Annotated in this window: 17 protein-coding genes; 7 read left to right on the plus strand and 10 right to left on the minus strand. The window is 64.7% G+C overall.

Features of this window, described 5'->3' with window-relative positions; all coding sequences use genetic code 11:
• Positions 1-116 precede the first annotated feature (116 nt).
• Both ACWRN3_RS07180 and ACWRN3_RS07185 read left to right on the plus strand, forming a co-directional pair.
• Positions 117-1793 carry a formate--tetrahydrofolate ligase gene (locus tag ACWRN3_RS07180; RefSeq protein ID WP_476740232.1) on the plus strand — a complete coding sequence of 559 codons (1677 nt, stop codon included), beginning with the start codon at positions 117-119 and terminating at the stop codon, positions 1791-1793.
• A gap of 461 nt (positions 1794-2254) precedes the next feature.
• Complete coding sequence (locus ACWRN3_RS07185) at positions 2255-2836, plus strand: endonuclease domain-containing protein (protein WP_476740233.1); 582 nt, start codon at positions 2255-2257, stop codon at positions 2834-2836.
• A gap of 83 nt (positions 2837-2919) precedes the next feature.
• Here ACWRN3_RS07185 and ACWRN3_RS07190 read toward each other — a convergent pair whose 3' ends face one another.
• The 8 genes from ACWRN3_RS07190 to glmS all read right to left on the minus strand — a co-directional run bounded on the left by ACWRN3_RS07190 (position 2920) and on the right by glmS (position 15724).
• Positions 2920-4005 (minus strand): inositol-3-phosphate synthase, encoded by a 1086-nt coding sequence (locus tag ACWRN3_RS07190; protein ID WP_141159814.1) that lies wholly within the window; start codon positions 4003-4005, stop codon positions 2920-2922.
• 162 nt (positions 4006-4167) lie between these two features.
• Positions 4168-5208, minus strand: a complete 1041-nt coding sequence (gene mgrA, locus ACWRN3_RS07195; protein ID WP_476740234.1) for an L-glyceraldehyde 3-phosphate reductase — start codon at positions 5206-5208, stop codon at positions 4168-4170.
• On the minus strand, positions 5205-6995 hold the full coding sequence (treZ, locus tag ACWRN3_RS07200) for a malto-oligosyltrehalose trehalohydrolase (protein ID WP_476740235.1): 1791 nt from the start codon (positions 6993-6995) through the stop codon (positions 5205-5207). The genes mgrA and treZ overlap by 4 nt, the downstream gene beginning before the upstream one ends.
• Positions 6992-9319: a malto-oligosyltrehalose synthase gene (gene treY / locus ACWRN3_RS07205; RefSeq protein ID WP_476740236.1), complete on the minus strand. Its 2328-nt coding sequence runs from the start codon at positions 9317-9319 to the stop codon at positions 6992-6994. The genes treZ and treY overlap by 4 nt, the downstream gene beginning before the upstream one ends.
• Positions 9316-11574 carry a glycogen debranching protein GlgX gene (gene glgX / locus ACWRN3_RS07210; protein WP_476740237.1) on the minus strand — a complete coding sequence of 753 codons (2259 nt, stop codon included), beginning with the start codon at positions 11572-11574 and terminating at the stop codon, positions 9316-9318. The genes treY and glgX overlap by 4 nt, the downstream gene beginning before the upstream one ends.
• 69 nt (positions 11575-11643) lie before the next feature.
• A complete protein-coding gene (locus ACWRN3_RS07215; protein ID WP_476740238.1) occupies positions 11644-13227 on the minus strand; it encodes an NAD(P)H-hydrate epimerase in 1584 nt (527 codons plus the stop codon).
• A 15-nt stretch (positions 13228-13242) separates the two neighbouring features.
• Complete coding sequence (locus tag ACWRN3_RS07220) at positions 13243-13590, minus strand: holo-ACP synthase (protein ID WP_159631405.1); 348 nt, start codon at positions 13588-13590, stop codon at positions 13243-13245.
• Between the two features lie 241 nt (positions 13591-13831).
• Positions 13832-15724 carry a glutamine--fructose-6-phosphate transaminase (isomerizing) gene (gene glmS / locus ACWRN3_RS07225; RefSeq protein ID WP_476740239.1) on the minus strand — a complete coding sequence of 631 codons (1893 nt, stop codon included), beginning with the start codon at positions 15722-15724 and terminating at the stop codon, positions 13832-13834.
• A 105-nt stretch (positions 15725-15829) separates the two neighbouring features.
• Here glmS and coaA point away from each other — a divergent pair, with 105 nt between their 5' ends.
• The 3 genes from coaA to mscL are packed head-to-tail and all read left to right on the plus strand — an operon-like array spanning position 15830 to position 18117.
• Complete coding sequence (gene coaA / locus ACWRN3_RS07230; RefSeq protein ID WP_255172805.1) at positions 15830-16825, plus strand: type I pantothenate kinase; 996 nt, start codon at positions 15830-15832, stop codon at positions 16823-16825.
• A gap of 5 nt (positions 16826-16830) precedes the next feature.
• Complete coding sequence (locus ACWRN3_RS07235; protein ID WP_476740240.1) at positions 16831-17688, plus strand: M15 family metallopeptidase; 858 nt, start codon at positions 16831-16833, stop codon at positions 17686-17688.
• 24 nt (positions 17689-17712) lie between these two features.
• Entirely contained in the window at positions 17713-18117 is a 405-nt protein-coding gene (mscL, locus tag ACWRN3_RS07240) for a large conductance mechanosensitive channel protein MscL (protein WP_255172807.1), read from the plus strand.
• Between the two features lie 62 nt (positions 18118-18179).
• Here the strand turns inward: mscL and glmM are convergent, their stop codons facing one another.
• Complete coding sequence (gene glmM, locus ACWRN3_RS07245) at positions 18180-19541, minus strand: phosphoglucosamine mutase (protein ID WP_476740241.1); 1362 nt, start codon at positions 19539-19541, stop codon at positions 18180-18182.
• A 183-nt stretch (positions 19542-19724) separates the two neighbouring features.
• Between glmM and ACWRN3_RS07250 the strand changes: the two genes are divergently transcribed.
• Both ACWRN3_RS07250 and ACWRN3_RS07255 read left to right on the plus strand, forming a co-directional pair.
• Positions 19725-20960: a bifunctional glycosyltransferase family 2/GtrA family protein gene (locus tag ACWRN3_RS07250; RefSeq protein ID WP_476740242.1), complete on the plus strand. Its 1236-nt coding sequence runs from the start codon at positions 19725-19727 to the stop codon at positions 20958-20960.
• A 209-nt stretch (positions 20961-21169) separates the two neighbouring features.
• Positions 21170-22876, plus strand: a complete 1707-nt coding sequence (locus ACWRN3_RS07255) for a glycosyltransferase family 39 protein (protein WP_476740243.1) — start codon at positions 21170-21172, stop codon at positions 22874-22876.
• A gap of 417 nt (positions 22877-23293) precedes the next feature.
• Here the strand turns inward: ACWRN3_RS07255 and rpsI are convergent, their stop codons facing one another.
• Positions 23294-23797, minus strand: coding sequence for a 30S ribosomal protein S9 (gene rpsI / locus ACWRN3_RS07260; protein WP_159631395.1), 504 nt, complete (start codon positions 23795-23797; stop codon positions 23294-23296).
• Between the last annotated feature and the right edge of the window lie 3 nt (positions 23798-23800).

Here is a 23800-nt window from a genome sequence, read left to right on the forward strand (position 1 = left end):
GGTTCTTCGCAGGCCGCTGCTGGTATCGGGTGCCGTTGGAGCCGGGTGCTGTTAGCTTAGGGGCAGGTCTCCGGCGCCGGCCGGTGCAGGAAAAGACTGCGCAGGAAAGGACAAGGATGTCTGCTCTCCCCTCTGATCTGGAAATAGCCCGCGCCGCCCGCATCCGCCCTATCGGGGACATCGCGGCTGCGGCCGGGGTCAATGCCGATGCTCTGGAACAGTACGGGCGGTACAAGGCGAAAATCGATCCCGCCCGGCTTGCGGCCCCTGCTCCGCACGGCAGGGTGGTGCTGGTCTCGGCCATGTCGCCCACGCCGGCCGGCGAGGGCAAATCCACCACCACTGTGGGGCTGGCGGATTCACTGGCCCGCGCCGGCCACAAGGTGATGATCGCGCTGCGGGAACCGTCCCTGGGGCCGGTGTTGGGCATGAAGGGGGGCGCGACCGGCGGCGGCTACTCGCAGGTGCTGCCCATGGACGAGATCAACCTGCACTTCACCGGCGATTTCCATGCGATCACTTCGGCCAACAACGCCCTGATGGCACTGGTGGACAACCACATCTACCAAGGCAACGCGCTGAACATCGATCCGCGCAGGATGACGTTCAAACGCGTGCTGGACATGAACGACCGCTCCCTGCGGGAAGTGGTCATCGGACTGGGCGGACCGACGCAGGGCGTGCCGCGGCAGGACGGTTTCGACATCACCGTGGCTTCCGAAATCATGGCTGTCTTCTGCCTCGCCACGGACCTGGCGGACCTCCGCTCACGGCTGGGCCGGATCACGTTCGGCTACACCTACGACCGGGCACCGGTGACCGTGGCAGACCTCGGCGTGGAGGGGGCGCTGACGCTGCTCCTGAAGGAGGCGGTCAAGCCCAACCTGGTGCAGACCATCGCCGGCACCCCCGCCCTGGTCCACGGCGGCCCCTTCGCCAATATCGCCCACGGCTGCAATTCGCTCATTGCCACGCAGACCGCCCGGCGGCTGGCGGACATCGTGGTCACCGAAGCCGGCTTCGGGGCTGACCTGGGCGCCGAAAAGTTCATGGACATCAAGGCGCGGTACGGCGGCCTGGCCCCGTCCGCGGTCGTGGTGGTGGCAACGGTGCGCGCCCTGAAGATGCAGGGCGGGGTGGCCAAGGACCAGTTGGCCCGCCCGGATGTCGCTGCCCTGGAGGCCGGGGTGGTTAACCTGCGCCGGCACGTGCACAACGTGGAGAAGTTCGGAGTCACCCCCGTGGTGGCCATCAACAAGTTCTCTTCCGATGCGCCGGAGGAACTCGACTGGCTGCTGAAGTGGTGCGCAGCCGAGGGCGTGCGCGCCGCCGTCGCCGACGTGTGGGGCCGGGGCGGCGGGGGCGACGGCGGCGACGAACTCGCGGCCCTTGTTGCGCAGGCGGTGGAGGCTCCCAGCAGCTTCCGGCACCTGTATCCCCTGGAGCTGTCTGTGGAGGACAAGATCCGCACCATCGCACAGGAGATCTACGGAGCCGACGGCGTGGACTTCTCCGTGCCGGCGCTGAAGCGGCTTGCCGACATTGAGCGGAACGGCTGGGGTTCGATGCCCGTGTGCATGGCCAAGACCCAGTACTCGTTCACGGACGATGCCTCACGGCTGGGCGCCCCCAAAGGGTTCACCATCCACGTCCGCGACCTGCTGCCCAAGACCGGTGCGGGCTTCATCGTTGCCCTTACCGGGGCTGTCATGACGATGCCTGGCCTCCCGGCCGTCCCGGCTGCGCTGCGCATGGACGTGGACGCGGACGGCAACCCGGTCGGCCTCACCTAGCCCCAACTCGTTGCTCTATCAGATCTGGTCCCTAAAGCCCGGGTTTGGGAACCATATCTGATAGAGCAACGAGAGGTGTGGATAAGTTCTGCGAGATGACCGGCTGCCGGTAAACAATGATCCCCATGCGTCCTGTTTCGCCCCTGCCGGCCCACCTCGAAGCCATCCCCTTCACAGTCGCTGAGGCGCGGGCAGCCAGCCTCACCCGGGGTCGATTACGTTCTTCCGACCTGGCTTCGGCCGGACGCCTCCTGTATCTGCCGGCAGGCTGGGAGTTCGAACTTCCAGCAATGGCACGGGCCCTCTCCGCGGCTACTCCCGGAGCGTGGATATCCCACGTAACGGCCGCAAAACTGTTGGGGCTCTGGCTCCCGCCGTGGCTCCAGGACTGCCGGGACCTCCATCTCAGCAAACCCCGGGCACTGCCGCAGGTCCGGCGGGTCGGCGTCGTAGGGCACACCGTGCTGGCCCATCAGGATGAGACCATGGATTGGCAGGGCATCCGTATCTCGACACCCGCACGGACATGGCTGGACCTTTGCCGCCTGCTTCCCATGGAACATGCGGTGGCAATCGGCGACCAATTGGTCCGGCAGCCGCACGACGGACTCGAGCTTCGCACCAAGCCTTGGGCAACGATTCAAGACCTGCGGGAGATGCTGAAGCGGCACCCGAAGATGCAGGGCATTGTGAAGGCCCGCGCCGCCGTCGAACTGATCCGCGCAGGTGCGGATTCCGCACCCGAAACCTTTCTGCGTCTTGCTCTCGTTGACGCCGGATTGCCGGAGCCTGAACTTCAGGTTCGGATACTTGCCGATAATGCACACTCGCCGGCCGCGGACCTCGGCTACCGACGGCAAAGGATCGGCATCCAGTACGACGGCGGCCATCACCTCACCCGGGAGCAGCAGTCACGCGACAATCGGCGGGATGCGGTCTTTCACTCTGCAGGCTGGCGGTACTTCAAATTCAATGCCGACGATCTTGCCAGGGATTTCCGCTGGGCGGTGATTCAGATCCGCGCAGCACTGCGGGAGCCTTAAACACCAGTTGCTCTATCAGTTTTGGTCCCTAACCAAAAGGTTTAGGGACCAAAACTGATAGAGCAACCAGGGCTTTAAGGGGTTTAGCGTTCCAGGTCGCCGCGGATGAAGGCTTCGACCTTCTCGCGGGCGAGGTCGTCGTTGAACTGCTCCGGCGGGGACTTCATGAAGTAGCTGGAAGCGGAGAGCAGCGGGCCGCCGATGCCGCGGTCCAGGCCGATCTTGGCGGCACGGATCGCATCGATGATCACCCCTGCGGAGTTCGGCGAATCCCAAACCTCCAGCTTGTACTCCAGGGACACAGGGGCGTCGCCAAAGTTCCGGCCTTCAAGGCGCACGAAGGCCCACTTGCGGTCATCAAGCCACTGGACGTAATCGGACGGGCCAATGTGCACGTCCTTGGCAGCCAGCTCGGCCTCCACATTGGAGGTCACAGCCTGGGTCTTGGAAATCTTCTTGGACTCCAGCCGGTCACGCTCGAGCATGTTCTTGAAGTCCATGTTGCCGCCGACGTTCAGCTGGTACGTGCGGTCCAGGGTCACGCCGCGGTCTTCGAACAGCTTGGCCATGACGCGGTGCGTGATGGTGGCACCGATCTGGCTCTTGATGTCGTCGCCCACGATCGGAACACCGGCGGCGGTGAACTTGTCAGCCCACTCCTTGGTGCCGGCGATGAATACGGGCAGGGCGTTGACGAACGCTACGCCGGCGTCGATCGCAGCCTGGGCGTAGAACTCGGCAGCCTGCTGGGAACCCACGGGCAGGTAGCAGACCAGGACGTCAGCTTTGGCGTCCTTCAGGGCCTGGACCACGTCCACGGGCTCTTCGGTGGACTGCTCGATGGTCTCGAGGTAGTACTTGCCCAGGCCGTCCAGGGTGTGGCCGCGCTGGACCGTGACACCCGTGGGCGGAACATCGGCGATCTTGATGGTGTTGTTTTCGCTGGCCAGGATGGCATCGGACAGGTCAACGCCGACCTTCTTGCCGTCAACATCGAACGCGGCGACGAACTCGACGTCACCCACGTGGTACTGGCCAAACTCAACGTGCATCAGGCCCGGGATGGTTTCTGCCGGGTCGGCATCCTTGTAGTAGTGGACGCCCTGCACCAGCGAGGCGGCGCAGTTGCCCACGCCAACGATTGCAACACGAATGGGATGTGAAGACACAGAACTCCTTTGGGGACAAACGTCAGCCGGCCTGGTTGGCCTCCGAGGAATGGACGACGGCGGCCGGCTGGCTTGGCGCCGCGCGGCGCCTTTTCATACTACCCAACACAGCGGGACCGGCAGTTGTTCCGCCGGTCCCGCTGTGTAATGGAAACAAGCGCCTCAGGCGTTCTGCTTCCAGAGGTTGATATCGGATTCCACGGCGAATTCATCGATCGCCGTAAGCTCCCCATCAGTGAAGTTGAGGTTATTGATGGCGGACAGCGTGTCCTCCAGCTGCCGGACGCTTGAGGCTCCCACCAGGGCCGATGTGACGGGTGAACCCTTCGGCTGGTCGCGCAGGATCCAGGCAATGGCCATCTGGGCCAGGGACTGCCCGCGGCCCTCGGCGATCTCCCGCAATCCGCGGACCCGGTCCAGCTTCTCCTCCGTAATGGAGTCCTCGGAGAGAAAACGTGCCTTGGCTGCCCGGGAGTCTTCCGGGATGCCGTGAAGGTAGCGGTCCGTGAGCATCCCCTGTGCCAGGGGCGAGAAGGCGATCGACCCTGCGCCCACCTGGTCCAGCACCTCGTACAGGTTCGGCGAGCCATCCTCGGTCCAGCGGTTGAGCATGGAGTAGCTGGGCTGGTGGATCAGCAGCGGCGTACCGAGTTCCTTGAGAATCCGGGCAGCCTCAAGGGTCTGTTCCGGGGTGTAGGAGGAGATTCCCGCGTACAGTGCCTTGCCGGACCGGACAGCGTAGTCCAGGGCGCCCATGGTTTCTTCCATGGGCGTTTCGGGGTCCGGGCGGTGGCTGTAGAAGATGTCCACGTAGTCCAGGCCCATCCGTTGCAGCGACTGGTCCAGGCTGGAGATCAGGTACTTGCGGGAACCCCATTCTCCGTAGGGGCCGGGCCACATGTAATAGCCGGCCTTGGTGGAGATGACCAGTTCGTCGCGGTAGGGCTTGAAGTCGTCCCGCAGGTGCCGCCCGAAGTTCGTTTCCGCGGATCCGTCCGGAGGGCCGTAGTTGTTGGCGAGATCGAAGTGGTTTACGCCGAGGTCGAAGGCGCGGCGGAGGATGTCCCGCTGTTCCTCGAAGCGCTTGTCATCGCCGAAGTTGTGCCACAGGCCCAAGGAGATGGCCGGGAGCTTGAGGCCGCTGCGGCCCACCCGGCGGTAGGGCATGGTTTCATAGCGGTTGTCCGCTGCTGAATAGGTCATGCGTTCTGTCCTTCCTGTTGGGTTGCGATGATCGCTGCACTCCAGGGCGCCATGGCCAGGGCGTCACCGTCCAGCCCGGTTCCGTCGTCCGTGGCCAGCAGGACGCTGCCGGAGGGGCCGTCGAGCCGTACCTTCGAGTCGGAGAAGTTCACCAGCACCTCGACGGAACCGCGCCGGAAGCGCAGCCAGCCCGCGTCGTCGTCGAACGAAACGTCTGTCCCGTCAAAGCCAGGCCCGGCCAGGTCCGGATGGGAGCGGCGGAGCGCCGTCAAGGACCGGTACAGGTCCAGGAGCCGCGCATGGTCGCCCGTAGAGGCCTCGGCCCAGTCCAGCTTGGACCGGCGGAAGGTTTCCGGATCCTGGGGATCGGGCACGACGGCGGGATCCCACCCCATGCGCTCGAATTCCTTGATGCGCCCTTCCGCGGTGGCCTTTCCGAGCTCCGGTTCGGGGTGCGAGGTGAAGAACTGCCACGGTGTGGAGGCCCCGTATTCCTCGCCCATGAACAGCATGGGCGTGAACGGCGAGGTCAGCGTGAGCACCGCGGCGACGGCCAGCTGCCCGTAGGACAGCGACTGGGAGAGCCTGTCCCCCGTGGCGCGGTTGCCGATCTGGTCGTGGTTCTGGTTGCAGACCACCAGCGCCGCCGGGTGCACCAGCGAGGCGTTGATGGGGCGTCCGTGGTGCCGGCCGCGGAAGCTGGAATAGCTGCCGTCGTGGAGGAACCCGTCCTTGAGGACCTTGGCCAGCACGGCCAGGGATTCGAAGTCCGAGTAGTAGCCGGTGGTTTCGCCGCTGACGCTGACGTGGACGGCGTGGTGGAAGTCGTCGCTCCATTGCCCGGCCAGACCGTACCCGTTCACGTCCCGGGGGTAGATCAGGCGCGGGTTGTTGAGGTCCGATTCCGCAATAAGGGTTTTGGGCAGCCCGGTTTCGGCCGAAATGGCGTCGCCCAGGGCCCCCAGGTCCTCCAGGATGTGGATGGCCCGCTCGTCCCGCAGCGCGTGCACCGCATCGAGGCGGAGCCCGTCCACGTGGTAGTCGCGCAGCCACAGGGCGGCGTTGTCCAGGATGTATTCACGCACTACGTCCGAGCCGGGACCGTCCAGGTTTACCGAATCGCCCCACGTATTGGCGTCGCCCTGTTTCAGGTACGGGCCGAACTTGGGGAGGTAGTTGCCGCTGGGTCCCAGGTGGTTGTACACCACGTCCTGGATGACGCCCAGTCCTGCAGCGTGCGCGGCGTCAACGAACCGCTGGTAGCCGGCGGGCCCGCCGTAGCCTTCGTGCACGGCGTACCACTGGACGCCGTCGTAGCCCCAGTTGTGGGTGCCGTTGAAGCCGTTGACCGGCAACAGCTCCACGAAGTCGATGCCCAGGTCTGCCAGGTAGCCCAGCTTCTCCACGGCGGCGTCAAGGGTTCCTTCAGGGGTGAAGGTGCCCACGTGCAGTTCGTAAATGACAGCGCCCTGCAGGTCCTTGCCGCGCCAGCCGGAATCCCGCCACGCGTAGGCGGCGGGATCGTAGGTCCGGGACTGTTCGTGCACACCTGAGGGGAGCCGGCGGGACCGGGGGTCCGGAACAGGGGTTGCGTCCCCGTCCAGCAGGTAGCCGTAGTCCACATCCCCGTCGGCCGGGGCGTCAGGTGCAGTCCACCACCCTTCGGATCCGGGCGTCGTATCCTTCTTCCGCATGTGATATTGCCGGCCATCGGCCAGCAAAACCACCGATGAAACGTCCGGAGCCCACACATCGAAACGCTCGGGTCCTACGTTGACCAGGGTCATGCCTTTTCTCCATCCACAGGTACCAGCAGGGCCACGGGGTAGGTACCCAGGACCTCTGCCACCGAAACCTGGCCGGGGCCAAAGCTGGCTCCCGTGAGTTCGTCACGCATGGCAGTGGAAAGGTCGACGGCGGTGTCCCGCCACCCGCCGGCAGCTTCCAGCCCGGCGGGAAGCCGGGTGGCAAGCGTCAGGGCACCGGAGGTTGCATCGGTTCCGCGGGTGAACGCGAGCAGGTGCCCGGCTGCGGCACCGGTGGCGGCCACCGGCGTGTAGCCCTGGAACAGTTCCGGACGGTCCCGGCGCAGGCGCAGTGCCCGCGAGGTGACCAGCAGCTTGCTGGCCTCTGTGCCCGCGTCCGGCAACGCGCCGGCGTCGAGCTTTGCCAGCTCTGCCTGCCGTGCGGCGAAGTCCACGGGGCGGCGGTTGTCCGGGTCCGTGAGTGACCGTTCCCAGAACTCGCTGCCCTGATAGACATCCGGGACGCCCGGCATGGTCAGCTGGACCATCTTGGCGGACACCGAGTTGGCGGCCGAGTAGGCGTCGATGCGGGCCACGAAGTCCGCAACCACCTTGGCCACCTTGGCGTCGTCGAAGACCGCATCCACGGCAGCCTTGACCTTGGCCTCGAAGTCCTCGTTGGGCTCGGTCCACTTGGTGGAGTTGCCGGCCTCCCTGGCTGCCTTTTCCGCATAGCCCTGCAGCCGCTCCCGGCTTGCCGGCCACGCACCGACGATTGCCTGCCACAGCAGGTTCTCGTACGGACCGTCCGGAATCGGCGCCAGCCCGCGGAGGGTCTCCAGCGTTTCCGCCCACTCCTGCGGCAGTTCGGCGATGACCGAGATCCGCGCCCGGGCATCCTCGCTGCGCTTGGTGTCGTGGGTTGACAGGGTGGTCATGGACAGCGGCATCTCCTGCTGGCGCCGCTGCATCCGCTGGTGGAATTCCTCCGGCGCCACCGCGAACTCGGTGGGCTCGGCACCCACCTCGGTCAGGGTTCCCAGGCGGGTGTAGCGGTAGAACGCGGTGTCCTCCACGCCCTTGGCCATCACCATGCCGGAGGTCTGCTGGAACCGGACGGCGATGGGATTGGCAGGGTCCAGCAGCAGCGGCAGGAGGGTCCCCACCGCTACGTCCAGATCCGGCCGGTGCGCCGCGGCGGACTCGCAGGCTTCCTTGAGGACATCGGCGCCCACCGGCAGGTACGACCGGTAGACCGGGAAGGACGCGATGATCTCAGCGATGGCGTCGGCTGCCTGATCCACGGGGAGGCCGTAGGACTCGGGAACCAGCCGGGCCAGGCGCAGCACCTCCGAGCGCAGGATGCCGTCGGCGATCATGCGCTTGGTGCCACGGATCATCTCCGCGTAATCGGCGGGCCCGGACGTTCCCCGCAAGGACGCGTCCAGCGTGTCCAGGGCTCGCTGCCCGGCAGGGTCAACAAACACCCGGTCCACGTCAGCCAGTGCGTCGTAGCCGGTGGTGCCCTCGCAGGCAAAGTCCTGCGGAAGCACTTCGCCCGGTTCGAGGATTTTCTCCACCAGGACGTACGCACCACCGCTGAGGTCCTTGAGCCAGCGGAGATAGCCGGCGGGGTCAGCCAGCCCGTCCGGGTGGTCCACGCGGAGCCCGTCCACCAGGCCTTCGGTGAACCAGCGGCCCACCTCGGCATGGGCCTTCTCGAAGACCGACGGATCTTCCACCCGGATGCCGGCGAGGGTGGTGACCGCAAAGAAGCGCCGGTAGTTCAGCTCGGCGTCGGCACGGCGCCAGTCCATGAGCTGGTAGTGCTGGCGGCTGTGGACGTCCTGCGGGGAGTCACCCTCGCTGTACGTGCCCTCGGCCAGCGGGAACCGGTGGTCGTAGTAGTGCAGCTCGCCATCCTTGACCTCGAGCTTGTCCAGGTCGGCGTCCGAGCCGAGCATCGGCAGCCGTACCTTTCCGCCGCCCAGGTCCCAGTCGACGTCGAACGCTTCGGCGTACGGCGACCCGCGGCCTTCCTTGAGCAGCGACCACCACCACGGGTTCTGCACCGGAGTGGCCACGCCCACGTGGTTGGGCACGATGTCCACCAGGACGCCCATGCCGTGCTCGCGGGCTGCCTTGGAGAGTGCCAGCAGGCCTTCCGGGCCGCCGCGGTCCGGGTCCACCGCGGAAGGGTCGGTCACGTCGTAACCGTGGTCCGAGCCCTTCTCCGCCGTGAGGATGGGCGACAGGTACACCCAGTCCACGCCGAGGTCCTTCAGGTACGGAACCTTGGCGGCGGCGTCAAACAGGGTGAAGCTGCTGCGGATCTGCAAACGGTATGTGGAGACCGGAGTCCTCATGCTTTAGCTTTCTTGTCGGCGCCCGTTGCCCTCGCCTCGCTCGCTTCCGCGGCCTTAGTCTGGGCCTCCGCCATCTCCTCCTGGGCCTCCTCGTGCTCGGCCATGGAGGCCAGGGACGCAGCCGCGGACGTGTCCACTTCGGCTTCGGGGCCGGAGTAGGCGCGCAGCACCACCATGGACTTCGCGTCCAGCGTCAAAGTGGCGCCGGCCTTGAGCGGTTCGTAGGCGTCGGCCTGGGCGGCAGTGTCAATCAGGACTTCCCAGTACTGCGAGTACTCGTCGGACGGAACGCAGAAGTCCACCTCATCATCGTGGGCGTTGAAGGCCATGAGGAAGCTGTCGTCGGTGATCCGGCGGCCGCGTGAGTCCTGTTCCTGGATGCCGTCGCCGTTGTAGAACACGCCGATGGTCCGGCCGAAGCCGCTCCCCCAGTCTTCGGGCAGCATTTCGGTGCCATCGGTCTTGAGCCAGACGATGTCAGGCAGCTTCTCGCCTTCGCCACGGCGCACGGGGCGTCCGTCGAAGAAGCGGCTGCGGCGGAAGGTGGGGTGGTCGTGCCGGAGCTTGTTGACGAAGGCCGTGAACTCCACCAGCGGCTGGTCCATGGCTTCCCAGTGCACCCAGCTGAGCTCGGAGTCCTGGCAGTAGGTGTTGTTGTTGCCCTGCTGCGTCCGGCCGAGCTCGTCACCGTGGAGCAGCATGGGGACGCCCTGGGAGAGCAGGAGCGTGGCGATGAAGTTCCGCTGCTGCCGCGCACGGAGGGTCAGCACCTTCTCGTCGTCGGTGTCTCCCTCCACCCCGCAGTTCCAGGACCGGTTGTGGGATTCGCCGTCGTTGTTGCCTTCACCGTTGGCGTCGTTGTGCTTCTCGTTGTAGGAGACCAGGTCCCGCATGGTGAAGCCGTCGTGGGCGGTGACGAAGTTGATGGAGGCCACCGGCCGCCGGGCGGAGCTCTCGTACAGGTCCGCGGAACCGGTCAGGCGGGATGCGAACTCGCCCAGGGTGGAGGGTTCGCCGCGCCAGAAGTCACGGACAGTGTCGCGGTACTTGCCGTTCCATTCCGTCCACTGCGGCGGGAAGTTGCCCACCTGGTAGCCGCCGGGGCCAACGTCCCACGGCTCAGCGATCAGTTTGACCTGGGAGACTACCGGGTCCTGCTGGATGAGTTCGAAGAAGGTGGAGAGCTTGTCCACGTCGTAGAACTCGCGGGCCAGGGTGGAGGCGAGGTCGAAGCGGAAGCCGTCCACGTGCATCTCGGTGACCCAGTAGCGCAGGGAATCCATGAGCAGCTGCAGGGAGTGCGGGTGGCGCACGTTCAGCGAGTTGCCGGTGCCGGTGTAGTCCATGTAGTGCTTGAGGTCGTTGTCCACCAGGCGGTAGTAGGCCTGGTTGTCGATGCCCTTGAAGGACAGCGTGGGGCCCAGGTGGTTGCCTTCGGCCGTGTGGTTGTAGACGACGTCGAGGATCACTTCGATGCCGGCGCGGTGCAGGTCGCGGACCATGGCCTTGAATTCCTGGACCTGGTGCCCCACATCGCCCGTGGAGCTGTAGGTGTTCTGCGGCGCGAAGAAGCCGATGGTGTTGTAGCCCCAGTAGTTGTTGAGGCCCTTCTCTTCCAGGGTGCCGTCGTTGACGAACTGGTGCACGGGCATGAGCTCGATCGCGGTGACGCCGAGCTTCTTCATGTGGTCGATGACCGCAGGGTGGGAAACGCCGGCATAGGTGCCGCGCTGCTCTTCGGGGATCTCCGGGTGGAGTTCGGTGAGGCCCTTGACGTGGGCTTCGTAGATCACCGATTCGTGGTACGGGATCTTCAGCTGGCGGTCGCCGTCCCATTCGAAGAACGGGTTGATGACCACACCGTGCATGGTGTGCGGTGCCGAGTCGGCGTCATTTTGCGAATCGGGGTCGCCGAATTCGTAGGAGAACAGAGCGGGGTCCCAGTCGATCTGGCCCTGGATAGCCTTGGCGTACGGGTCCATCAGCAGCTTGTTCGGGTTGAAGCGGTTGCCGCCGGCGGGGTCGTACGGCCCGTGCACCCGGTAGCCGTACTTCTGGCCGGGCTGGATGTGGGGCAGGTAGCAGTGCCACACGTAGCCATCCACTTCGGTCAGCTCGATCCGGGTCTCGGTCAAGTCATCGGCCAGGAGGCAGAGTTCGACCCGCTCCGCCCGTTCGCTGAACAGGGCGAAATTGGTGCCGGTGCCGTCAAAGGTAGCTCCCAGCGGGTAGGCAGTTCCAGGCCAGACTTCCATCGTGCTCCTCATTTATTGGTCAGCAGCAGACGGCATTGGAACGCCCCTGCTGCTGGTGCGAACTAATGCCTACCGTAGTGGTTGGCTGTGACTATTACGTTTCCAGGCTTCATAGTTACTAAGCATGCTGACTTTACCCCAGGTTTCGGGTAGGGCATCTGCAATTCCGCCAGCGGCGATCGGCCCGCCGGACGCTGCCTCCGATGCCGCCCTCCCTGCCCTGCCGTGCAACGCGGCACCCAGCGCGGCGATGGCAGCCCACCGACTGTCCCCTACGATGCCCAGATCCCGGAAGCGGCCGACGTCGGACCCGTCCTGGGCGAGCAGCGCACCGATGACGCCGGCCAGGACGTCCCCGCTGCCGGCGGTGGCGAGCCAGGCCGTGCCGTCCGCCTGGCTGAAGGTGGTGCCCCAGGGAGCGGCAACGAGGGTTGTGGCACCTTTGAGCAGGACGGTGGCCCCGGTGCGAACAGCCGCCTGACGGACTGCGGCGAGCGTGCCTGCTTCCACAGCTTCCCTGTCCTCCCCGTGGCCCAGGCGCTGGAACAGCGACGCCAACTCACCGGCGTGCGGGGTCAGCACCACGTGCGGCGCGAGCATGGCAGGCAGGGCGGGCAGCGCACCGGCATCGGCCACAACGGGAAGGTCCGATGCAATAGCGTCCCGGGCGCGGGTCAGCTGTTCGTGGTCGTGCGGGCCCATCCCGGAGCCCACCAGCCAGGCCTGCACGCGGTTCTCCGCGACGGTTCCGGTGCTGCAGACCACCTCGGGACAGGACCGGCGGACCAGGTCGGCCACGGACGGCGGACCGAGGTACCGGACCATGCCCACTCCTGCTGCCAGTGCTCCCCGGCAGGCGAGGACCGCAGCGCCGGGGTAGTCCTCGGATCCGGCCACTACGCCCAGGACGCCGCGGGAGTACTTCTGGGCGCGCCGGGCGGGGCGCGGCAGGAGCCGGGCCATGTCGGCTTCCTCGAGCCGACGCAGGGAGGGTTCCGGCAGGTGCTCCTCAATCCCGATGGGCACAACCAGCACGCGGCCTGCGTGGTCGGCGCCGGGGTCGGCCAGCAGTCCGTTCTTCGCTCCCCCGAACGTGACAGTCAGGTCGGCCGGCAGGACGGGCGCGGCGGCCTCGCCGGTGTCCGCGTCGACGCCGCTGGGAAGGTCGCAGGCCACCACAAGGCCGCTGCGGCGTGCGTCGGTGAGGGCCTGGACCAGGTCCGCGGCGCTCCCCCGCAGGCCGCCCTTGGCGCCGGTTCCCAGCATCGCATCAATCACGACGTCGGCGCGGGCGGCTTCGGCCGCCAGTCCGGGCAGTGCTTCTTCGGAGAGCCGCAGCACCCGGCCGCCGGCACGCTCGAAGGCTGCCAGTCCGGCCGGATGGGCCGCATCCCCGGTGAGCACCGCCGTCGTTCGCATTCCCCGGGCGGCCAGGAAGGCGCCGGCGAACAGGCCGTCGCCGCCGTTGTTGCCCGTGCCGGCCAGCACCACCACCCGCGAGCCGTTCAGGCGGCTGCCGCGGGACTTGAGTTCATTGACGACGGCGGCGGCCAGCCCGTGTGCGGCGCGCTGCATGAGCACGTCCCCCTGGCCGGCCGCCAGGAGGGGTTCCTCGGCGGCCCGGACCTGCGTTCCGGTGTAGGCGCTGATCATGCGGCGGAGGCCTGGTCAGCCCTCGGCCAGCACCGTGGCGGTGGCGATGCCGCCGTCGTGGCTGATGGACAGGTGCCAGCGCTTGACGCCCTTGGCCTCGGCAACCGCAAGAACGGTGCCCTTCACCTGGACCGTGGGCCCATTCCGGTCGAGGCCGATCCAGCAGTCCTGCCAATTCATGCCGGCGGGCGCGCCAAGGACCTTGGCCACCGCTTCCTTGGCGGCGAACCGGGCAGCCAGGGAGCGGGTGTTCAGCTCACGTTCCGCAGGCACGAACAGGCGGTCCCTCAAGCCCGGCGTCCGTTCCAGCTGGCGGCCGAACCGCTCGATGTCTACTACGTCTACCCCAATGCCAACGATCATGGGTGCCATTCTACGGTGAGGCTCCCTGCGGGACGCGGGCGCGCGCCGGTCATTCGGGCTGTCCGCCATCAGCGGAAAAGCGTGACTTTCAAGCTGACCGCGCGGAGCGCACCCTGACATTCAGGGACTTCCGTGGCCGAGGCGGGTCAAAAGTTACGCAAACCGTTTCGACCGGAGGGCGTTAACGCTGAAGCCCCGGACCATGGTGGCCCGGGGCTTCCGTTGTCCTGCAGTGCGCCGGTTATTCGACGGTGACGCTCTTGGCGAGGTTGCGGGGCTGGTCCACGTCGTAGCCCTTGGCTGCGGCGAGTTCCGCGGCGAAGATCTGCAGCGGAACGGTGGTCAGCAGGGGCATCAGCAGGGTGGGGGTCTCGGGGACGTAGAAGACGAACTCGGCGTAGGCCTTCACGGCTTCGTCGCCTTCCTCGGCGATGACCAGGGTCCGGGCGCCGCGGGCACGGACTTCCTGGATGTTGGAGACCACCTTGGCGTGCAGCGAGTCACGCCCGCGCGGGGACGGGACCACCACGAACACGGGCTGGCCTTCATCGATCAGGGCGATCGGGCCGTGCTTGAGCTCACCGGCGGCGAAGCCTTCGGCGTGGATGTACGCGATTTCCTTGAGCTTCAAAGCGCCCTCGAGGGCCACGGGGTAGCCCACGTGCCGGCCCAGGAACAGCACGGACTTCTCGTTAGCCATGGACCGGGCCAGCTCGCGCAGCGGGCCTGCCTTGTCCAGGATGGTCTGGATCTTCGCGGGGATCTTGTTCAGGTCCGCCAGGACGTCCTTGATCTGGCCCGAGAAGATGTTCCCGCGCAGCTGCGCCAGATACAGGCCCAGCAGGTACGCGGCCGTGATCTGGGCCAGGAACGCCTTGGTCGAGGCCACCGCGATCTCCGGACCGGCGTGCGTGTAAAGCACGGCATCGGACTCACGCGGGATGGTGGAGCCGTTGGTGTTACAGATCGAGATGGTCTTCGCGCCCTGCTCCCGGGCATACCGGACAGCCATCAGGGTGTCCATGGTCTCCCCGGACTGGGAGATCGAGACCACCAGGGTCTTCTCGTCCAGGATCGGGTCCCGATAACGGAACTCGTGCGCGAGCTCCACCTCGGTGGGGATCCGGCACCAGTTCTCGATCGCGTACTTCGCCACCATGCCCGCATACGCGGCGGTACCGCAGGCCAGCACGATGATCTTGTTGACCTGCTTCAGCAGCTCCGGGTCGATCCGCAGCTCATCCAGGGTCAGCTTGCCGTCCAGATCCGACCGGCCCAGCAGGGTCTGCGCGACGGCGTCGGGCTGGTCATGGATTTCCTTCTCCATGAACGAGGAGAACCCACCCTTTTCGGCCGAAGCCGGGTCCCAGTCCACGTGGTATTCCTTGCCCTGGGCCGGGTTGCCAAAGAAATCGGTGATCGTGACGGTGTCGGCGGTGATCGTGACGATCTGGTCCTGGCCCAGCTCCACCGCGCGGCGGGTGTAATCGATGAACCCGGACACGTCCGAACCCAGGAAGTTCTCCCCCTCGCCCAGGCCCACCACCAGCGGTGAGTTACGTCGGGCGGCCACGACGACGTCGGGCTGGTCCGCGTGCACGGCCAGCAGCGTGAAAGCACCTTCAAGGCGCTGGCACGCCAGCTCCATGGCCCGGGTCAGGCCACCGTTGGCCGGGTCCCCGCCCAGCTGGTTGCGCAGGATGTCGGCCAGCAGCGCCGCGGCGACCTCCGTGTCCGTCTCGGACAGGAACGTCACACCCTTCTCCAGCAGCTCAAGTTTGAGCTCGGCGAAGTTTTCAATGATGCCGTTGTGGATCACGGCGAGCTTGCCGCCATCAGCCAGGTGCGGGTGCGCGTTGCGGTCCGTCGGGCCGCCGTGCGTCGCCCACCGCGTGTGGCCAATACCCGTCAGGGTCTCCGGCAACGGCCGGGCCTCCAGCTCACCAATCAGGTTGCTCAGCTTCCCGGACTTCTTCCGCGACTCGATAACCCCCTGGGACACCACAGCCACACCGGCAGAGTCATAACCGCGGTACTCCAGGCGCCGCAGCCCCTCCAGGACAACATCCAACGCACTGTGACCATTAATTGCACCGTCAACCGAACGGCCTACGTAACCCACGATTCCACACATAGGCACAAGACTATCGGCAGCGTGCCACTTGCTCTAAACCGGGAGGCCTCCGTGCGGCGTCTCCGTGATGGGTGCCGCCGCACTGAGCAGGGGCGTCATTTCGCGATGGGCCGGGAGCGGGGCAGAATCTTTAGCGTGACTTCGCAACGCAATGAAGCGAACGGGGAGGGTGCCTCGCCGTTCGTGGAGCTGGACAGGCATACCTGGTCCCGGCTCGCAGCCCAGATGGAACAGCCCCTTAATGAAGAGGATGTGCTGCGCCTTCGCGGGCTCGGCGACCCCCTGGACATCAACGAAGTCAGGGATGTCTACCTGCCGCTCTCACGGCTCCTGCACCTGTACGTGGAGGCTGCCGGGCAACTGCACGCGGCCACCACCACGTTCCTGGGCGAGCAGACCCAGCGCACCCCGTTCGTGATCGGCGTGGCCGGTTCGGTTGCCGTGGGCAAGTCCACCATCGCCCGCGTGCTGCGGGAGATGCTTCGCCGCTGGCCGGGCACCCCCAACGTAGAGCTCATCACCACCGACGGGTTCCTCTACCCCCTGGCCGAGCTCAAGCGCCGGCAGCTGCTGGACCGGAAGGGTTTTCCCGAGTCCTACGACCGCCGGGCGCTCCTGCGCTTCGTGAGTGAGATCAAGGGCGGCGCCGAGGAAGTGCGCGCGCCCTGGTACTCACACGTCACGTACGACATCGTGCCCGGCAAGGAAGTGGTGGTCCGCCGCCCGGACGTGCTGATCGTTGAGGGCCTGAACGTGCTGGCCCCTGCCCGCCCCCGGCATGACGGACGCCAGGGCCTGGCCCTGAGCGATTTCTTTGACTTCTCCATCTACGTGGACGCCAAGACCTCCTACATCGAGGAGTGGTACGTGGACCGGTTCCGGAAGCTGCGCAGCACCGCGTTCGCGCAGCCGGAGTCCTACTTCCACCGCTACGCCACGCTGTCCGACGAAGAGGCAGAGAACACCGCCAGGGACATCTGGAAGCGGATCAACGAGCCCAACCTGGAGGAGAACGTGCTGCCCACCCGCGGCCGGGCCCAGCTGGTGCTGACCAAAGAGGCGGACCACTCCATCCGCCGCATGCTGCTCCGGAAGGTGTAGCACAGGTGTGCTACCAATGCGTTTCTTCCAGCCGGCGCAGCTTCACGCGCTTCCTCGCGGCAGGGGCCGGACTGACCGTCCTGGCAGCCTGCACACCGGAGGCACCCAAGGCGGCGCCGCCGTCGTCCGCTGTTCCTTCCCCTTCCCCCTCCCCTACGGCCGCCACCGCGTCAGCGGGCCCGACGGCGGAAACGGCCACAGTGGGCCAGCCGCCTGAGGCACCGTCCCCTACACCGTCGCCATCGGCAGCTTTGGCGCGGCAGTTTTCACTCGATGATCCGGCAAGCCCCTGGGTCATCGTGAACAAGCACCGGCCCCTGAAGCCGGCGGACTATGTGCCGGCTGACCTGGTGCGTCCCGCCGTCGCCATCTCCGCTGCCGGTGAGGCGGCGCTGCTGAACAGCACCACGGCGGCAGCGGCTGAGGCGATGTTCGCCGCGGCCGCGCGGGACGGTGTGGCGATGGTCCTGGCCAGCGGCTACCGCTCGTACAGCACGCAGGTGACCACGTACAACGGGTACGTCGCGGCGCGGGGGCAGGCCGACGCCGACACCGCCAGTGCGCGGCCCGGGCACTCGGAGCACCAGACCGGGTGGGCGTTCGACATCGGGGACGGCGGGGGTGCCTGCAGCTTCCAGCCGTGCTTCGCGGAACAGCCGGCGGCCACCTGGGCGAAAGCGAACGGGCACCGGTTCGGGTTCGTGGTGCGGTACCCGTGGATGCTGCACCCCATCACGGGGTACTACTACGAGCCCTGGCACCTGCGGTACGTGGGGGTTGAGGCGGCAACGGACATGCTGAACCGCGGCATCGGGACGCTCGAGGAATACTTCGGCCTGGAAGCGGCACCGGCGTACCTGTAATGCCGGTGCGCTAGGTTGGTTCTCATGCTTAGTGGATTCAAGAACTTCATTATGAAGGGCAACGTTGTTGACCTTGCCGTGGCCGTCGTCATGGGTACCGCGTTCGGAGCGGTGGTCACGGCGCTGGTGAACAAGGTGCTGATGCCGTTCATCTCCGGCCTGGTGGGTGCACCCAATTTCGACAGTTTTGCGAAGGTAAACCTGAACGGCAACGCCATCGAATTCGGGGTGCTGCTGACTGCAATCGTGAACTTCCTGCTGATCGCGGCGGCCATCTACTTTGTGGTGGTGATGCCGATGAACATGATGATCGAGCGCCGCAACCGTCGGCTGGGGATCAACAAGGACGTGAAGAAGGATGCTGCCGAGGACCCGCAGGTTGCGCTGCTGACCGAGATCCGGGATGCGTTGAAGGAGCGCGCGCTCTGAGTTTTTTCCAAACGCAAGTGGCCCGTCTCCCTATGGGGAGGCGGGCCACTGTTTTGCTGCGTCTAGTTTGAGGCGAGCTCCAATGCGAGTTCGGTCCGGACCACCTGGGCCAGGTGTTCGCCGATGGACTGGGCAGTCTCTTCGTCGGCGGCCTCCACCATCACGCGGACCACCGGCTCGGTGCCGGAGGGACGGAGCAGGACCCGGCCGGTGTCGCCGAGGGCGGCTTCCGCCGCTGCCACGGCCTGGGCCAGTACGTCGCTGCTGCCCACGCGGCTGCGGTCGACACCCTTGACGTTGATAAGCACCTGCGGGAGCTTGGTCATGACAGTGGCGAGTTCCTTGAGCGGCCTGCCGGTCAGCGCCACCTGGGCGGCCAGCTGAAGCCCGGTGAGGAGGCCGTCGCCGGTGGTCGCGTGGTCGGAGAAGATCACGTGTCCGGACTGTTCGCCGCCCAGGTTGTAGCCGCCGTCGCGCATGCCCTCCAGGACGTAACGGTCCCCCACAGCGGTTTCCACGATGGTGATGCCAGCGTCGCGAAGAGCGATCTTCAGGCCGAGGTTGCTCATGACGGTGGCCACCAGGACGTCGTCCTTGAGCTTGCCGGACTTCTTGAGTGCGATGGCGAGGATGGCCATGATCTGGTCGCCGTCCACCTCGTTGCCCTCGTGATCCACGGCCAGGCAGCGGTCGGCGTCGCCGTCGTGGGCGATGCCCAGATTCGCGCCGTACTTGACCACGGCCTCCTTGAGGGGGCCCAGGTGGGTGGAGCCCACGCCGTCGTTGATGTTCAGGCCGTCAGGATCGGCGCCGATGACGATGACGTCGGCGCCGGCGTCCTTGAAGAGCTGGGGCGAGCAGCCGCTGGCGGCACCGTTGGCGCAGTCCAGCACCACGGTGAGGCCGTCCAGACGGTGCGGGAGGGTGCGGAGCAGGTGGACGATGTAGCGGTCCTCGGCGTCGGAGAACCGCTGGATGCGGCCGACGTCGGGCCCGGTGGGCCGGACGGCTTCCTTGGTCATCTGGGCCTCGATGGCGTCCTCGACGTCGTCCGGCAGCTTCTGGCCGCCGCGGGCGAAGAACTTGATGCCGTTGTCCGGCGCCGGGTTGTGGGACGCGGAGATCATGACGCCGAAGTCGGCGTCCAGGTCCGCGACCAGGTAGGCGGCGGCAGGAGTCGGCAGGACGCCGGCGTCATAGACGTCGATGCCTGAGCTGGAGAGCCCGGCTTCCACGGCGGCGGCGATGAATTCACCGCTGGCGCGCGGGTCGCGGGCCAGCACAGCGCGGGGCCGGGAGCCGTTGGAGTTGCGGTCGTGACCAAGCACGACGGCGGCCGCCTGGGCCAGCTGCAGGGCCAGCTCTGCTGTCAGCAGGCCGTTGGCCAGCCCCCGGACACCATCAGTTCCAAATAATCTAGACACCGGTCAAGTGTAGAGGATGGGTGCTGCCAAGATCTGCGTAGGCGGCGTTCCGCGGCTGGCCCTACTGTTGAGTACCTGCTCACGGTCTGGGCAGATTACTGGGACTACTTGGTTTTTTTCCTTGCTACCTGTCTTTACTCGAAACCCTCGCCACGCCTATTTGGCGGCCCCTACGATCCATGCATGACACCTAGCTATGGGGGCTTGGCGCTCGAAATTGTAGTACCGGTCTACAACGAAGAAGCGGTACTGGAACGCAGCATCACAAGGCTCGCCGAATATCTGACGAATGAAATGCCGTCGACGTGGAAAATCACCATCGCCGATAATGCAAGCACTGACCGGACACCGGTGATTGCCGCTCGACTTAGCGAGCACCTGCCAAACGTCGAGTATCGGCGCCTCGAGGTCAAAGGACGCGGGTACGCGCTAAAGGACGCCTGGTCTGCCTCCGATGCAAAAGTGCTGGCCTACCTGGACGTCGACCTCTCCACGGATCTGGCAGCGCTTCCACCTTTGGTGGCCCCCCTGCTGTCCGGGCATTCTGATATGTCCATCGGCACCCGTTTGGGCCAGAGTTCCAGGGTGAGCCGCGGTCCCAAACGGGAGTTTATTTCCAGGTCCTACAATTTCCTGCTGCGGCGCACGATGCAGGTCAGGTTTTCCGACGCCCAGTGCGGGTTCAAAGCCATTCGAGCCGACGTGGCAAAACGGTTGCTTCCTCATGTCGAGGACAACGGTTGGTTTTTTGACACGGAGCTTTTGATTATTGCTGAGCGTTCAGGGCTTCGCATTCACGAGATTCCTGTCGACTGGGTGGACGATCCGGACAGCCGGGTGGACATCAAGCAGACGGCTCTAGATGATCTCAGAGGGATGGTGCGCGTAGCCGGCTCCCTGGTAAATGGAGTGATTCCCGTTCAGGCTCTTTACGCTGAGCTCGGACGCCGACCGATCGTGCCCCTGGGCCGTCCAAGCTTCTTTGGTCAAGTACTCCGTTTCGGTCTTGTGGGGATTGCCTCCACCGTGGCTTTCGCGCTGCTCTACCTCATCTTGCAAGGCCCCTTTGGATCCCAGGAAGCGAACTTCCTGGCACTGCTGTTGACCGCCATTGGAAACACGGCAGCCAACAGGCGGTTCACGTTTGGCATCAGCGGACCGGAGAAGCTGTTCACCCAGCAATTCCAGGGCTTCATAGTGTTCCTCCTGGCATGGACGCTCACGTCGTCGTCATTGGCAATGCTTCACTCGATGCATGCCGATGCCGCCCCAAACCTGGAGCTTCTGGTCCTCACCGCCGCCAACGTACTCGCTACATTGATGAGGTTTGTTTTGCTGCGGGTTTGGGTCTTCAGGGCCCAGCGGGTCAGAAGTAATACACGCCGCGCTCTGCTCCCAGCTGGAAACACGGTCAGGTGAGTACCTCCATGACACAAATAGGGGTCAAACCGGTATCAGATCCGGCGCGTGCCCTGAGGGCGAGAGGACGCGTCCTCGCTCTCTTGAATTCAGGCAGGACTCCGTGGGAACGACCAGCGCTGCTGTCGCTGCTGCTGCTGACGGGGCTGTTGTATTGCTGGGGCCTGGACCTAAACGGGTGGGCAAATGCGTATTACTCTGCGGCCGTCATGTCCGGAGCACAGGATTGGACAGCCTTCTTCTACGGCTCTTCAGATCCCGCCAACGCCATTACCGTGGACAAGCCGCCTCTCAGCATCTGGGTCATGGCCCTCTCCGTTCGGCTGTTCGGCCTCAGCAGTTGGAGCATCCTCTTACCGCAGGCTCTCATGGGAGTCCTCACGGTATTCCTCCTGTACGTTCTGGTCCGCAGGTATGCAGGGGCATCTACCGGACTGCTGGCAGCAACTTTCATGGCCGTGACCCCTGTAAGCACGGTGATGTTTCGCTACAACAACCCAGACCCACTCTTGGTTCTACTTATGGTCCTAATCGCTTGGACGACGGTCAAGGCGATTGACCAACGCCGACCGATATGGATATTGGTTGCTGGTTTCCTTGTCGGCGCGGGCTTCCTTACGAAACAACTTCAAATAGGCCTAATAGTGCCCGCCCTAGCCATCACTTATGTTGGTTTCGCAACAACCCACCCCATCAGGAAGCTTCTTCACCTTCTTCTTGCCGCAGGCGGGGCCATCGCAATCGGCGGATCGTGGCTTCTTGCCGTTCAGTTGACTGATCCCGGCATCCGTCCCTATATTGGTGGGTCAATTAGGAATAGTGCGCTAGAACTTGCCTTAGGCTATAACGGTTTGGACAGGCTAAGCGGGGCGGCAGCAAATGGGGCGCTCCCCATAGAAGGAGCTGAGGAACGTTCCGCAAGCGGCCCGCTGCGATTGTTCGAGCCAAGCTTTATAGGACAGTGCGGGTGGTTCCTCCCTCTTGCGCTAGCGGGCCTTGTCATCGTCGCTTCGCGCCTGCCGAATAAACTAATCAACCGGAAGATCAGCGCGCTCAGCGCGTTCGCAGGGATCTGGTTTTGTACCTCAGCGCTCGTTCTATCCAGCATGGGTGGAATTGTGCACCCCTACTACTCCTTGACGATGGTACCGCCACTCAGCATCCTTGCAGCAATAGCAGTCATATATTTTAGAGATAACCATAAAAGCTTTCCTAAAAGACTACTCTTCGCCGCAATATTGCTGCAGTGCCTAGTCATCGCGATAATTGCCGCCGTTGGCTCTTCAGCCGAGCTTCCCGGCCTCGCCCAGGGACTTCTCTATTTTGGTATCTTCGCCATATCAATGCAGATAATTCCCCAAGGAAACGACAGAAGAAAAGCAATCAATACATTATTTCTTGTCTTATCTCTTGCCGTAGGACCTGTCATTTGGTGCTTTAACACGATAACGCACCCACATGTTGGCGCTGGTGTACTGGCAGGCCCCAGCATTGGTAGCATCCGTGGAGATCATCCCTCTAGAAACCAACTTGGCATTGACGTCCCGGGGGGCTTCGTCTCCCTCATGATGGGGGATGAAGCTCTCCCATCAGTCACGGACAAAATCAACCGAATCACAGAAAATTCCGAATGGGCAAGCGCGATGGTGGGGTCAGAAACAGCGGCTAACTATCAGCTAGAGCTTGGAAAACCTGTGATGGCAATCGGCGGCTTCAACGGAACCGATCCTTTTCCCACCCTGGGCCAGTTCCAGGAGTATGTAGCAAAGAAAGAGGTTGCCTCAGTAGTCATCCAGAACGTTCCAATCAGCGTCGGTCCAGATACGGAAGCAAGCCGTATCATCCAATGGGTGCGCTCTCACTATGAGCCGTACATCACAGACGGGGCGGAACTTTACGATTTGTCCAGTTTCTGAAGACCAGGGCTCGTGCCGCCACTTCAAACTGGCGGCTTCGTGCGTTGGACGCTTCCACGGAGGCTTTCATGAAAAGTTCCATTAACGACGGTCTACGCGAGGCGAAACGAAAGCGCACTCGGTCACTCGGACTCTGTGTCACTGTAGCGTGACGAAGTACAGGCATGCCGACACCATTAGGTGTCAGACACGTTGGGTAAATGGCTACTCGACGCGCGTCTGCCGTTTGCGAAGCCTTCGACTCGTACCCCGCGAATCCCTGCAGTAACGAAACTCATGCTCCGGGGAGCATTCCACTGTGACCTGGACACCTAGTCATCAGCCGTGTTCGGCGCTCGTCTACTTTTCCCAAGCCTTAGCACGTCATGCAAAAACCCGCCCCACCGAACGGTGGGGCGGGCTTCTGTACAAGCGGATTTAGCGCTTGGAGTACTGCTGAGCCTTGCGGGCCTTCTTGAGACCGGCCTTCTTACGCTCGATGACACGGGCGTCACGGGACAAGTAACCGGCCTTCTTCAGCGTCGGGCGGTTGTTCTCGACATCGATCTCGTTCAGCGAACGGGCGATGCCGAGGCGCAGGGCGCCGGCCTGGCCGGAGATGCCGCCACCGTGGATGCGGGCGATAACGTCGTAGGCGCCTTCAAGATCGAGGATCTTGAAGGGCTCGTTGACGTCCTGCTGGTGCAGCTTGTTCGGAAAGTAGTTGGCCAGCTCGCGGCCGTTGATGGTCCACTTGCCGGAGCCGGGCACAACGCGGACGCGTGCAACGGCTTCCTTGCGGCGGCCCACAGCTGCGCCGGCAACAGTCAGGGCCGGACGCTCCTTCTTGGGAGCAGCTTCAGCAGCTGAGCTCTCAGAGGTGTAGCTGGTCAGGTTTTCCTCGGCCTCGACGACCTCGGTGGTCTCTTCGTTCTGAGCCACGAT

The organism is Pseudarthrobacter sp. rb, from assembly GCF_056389225.1.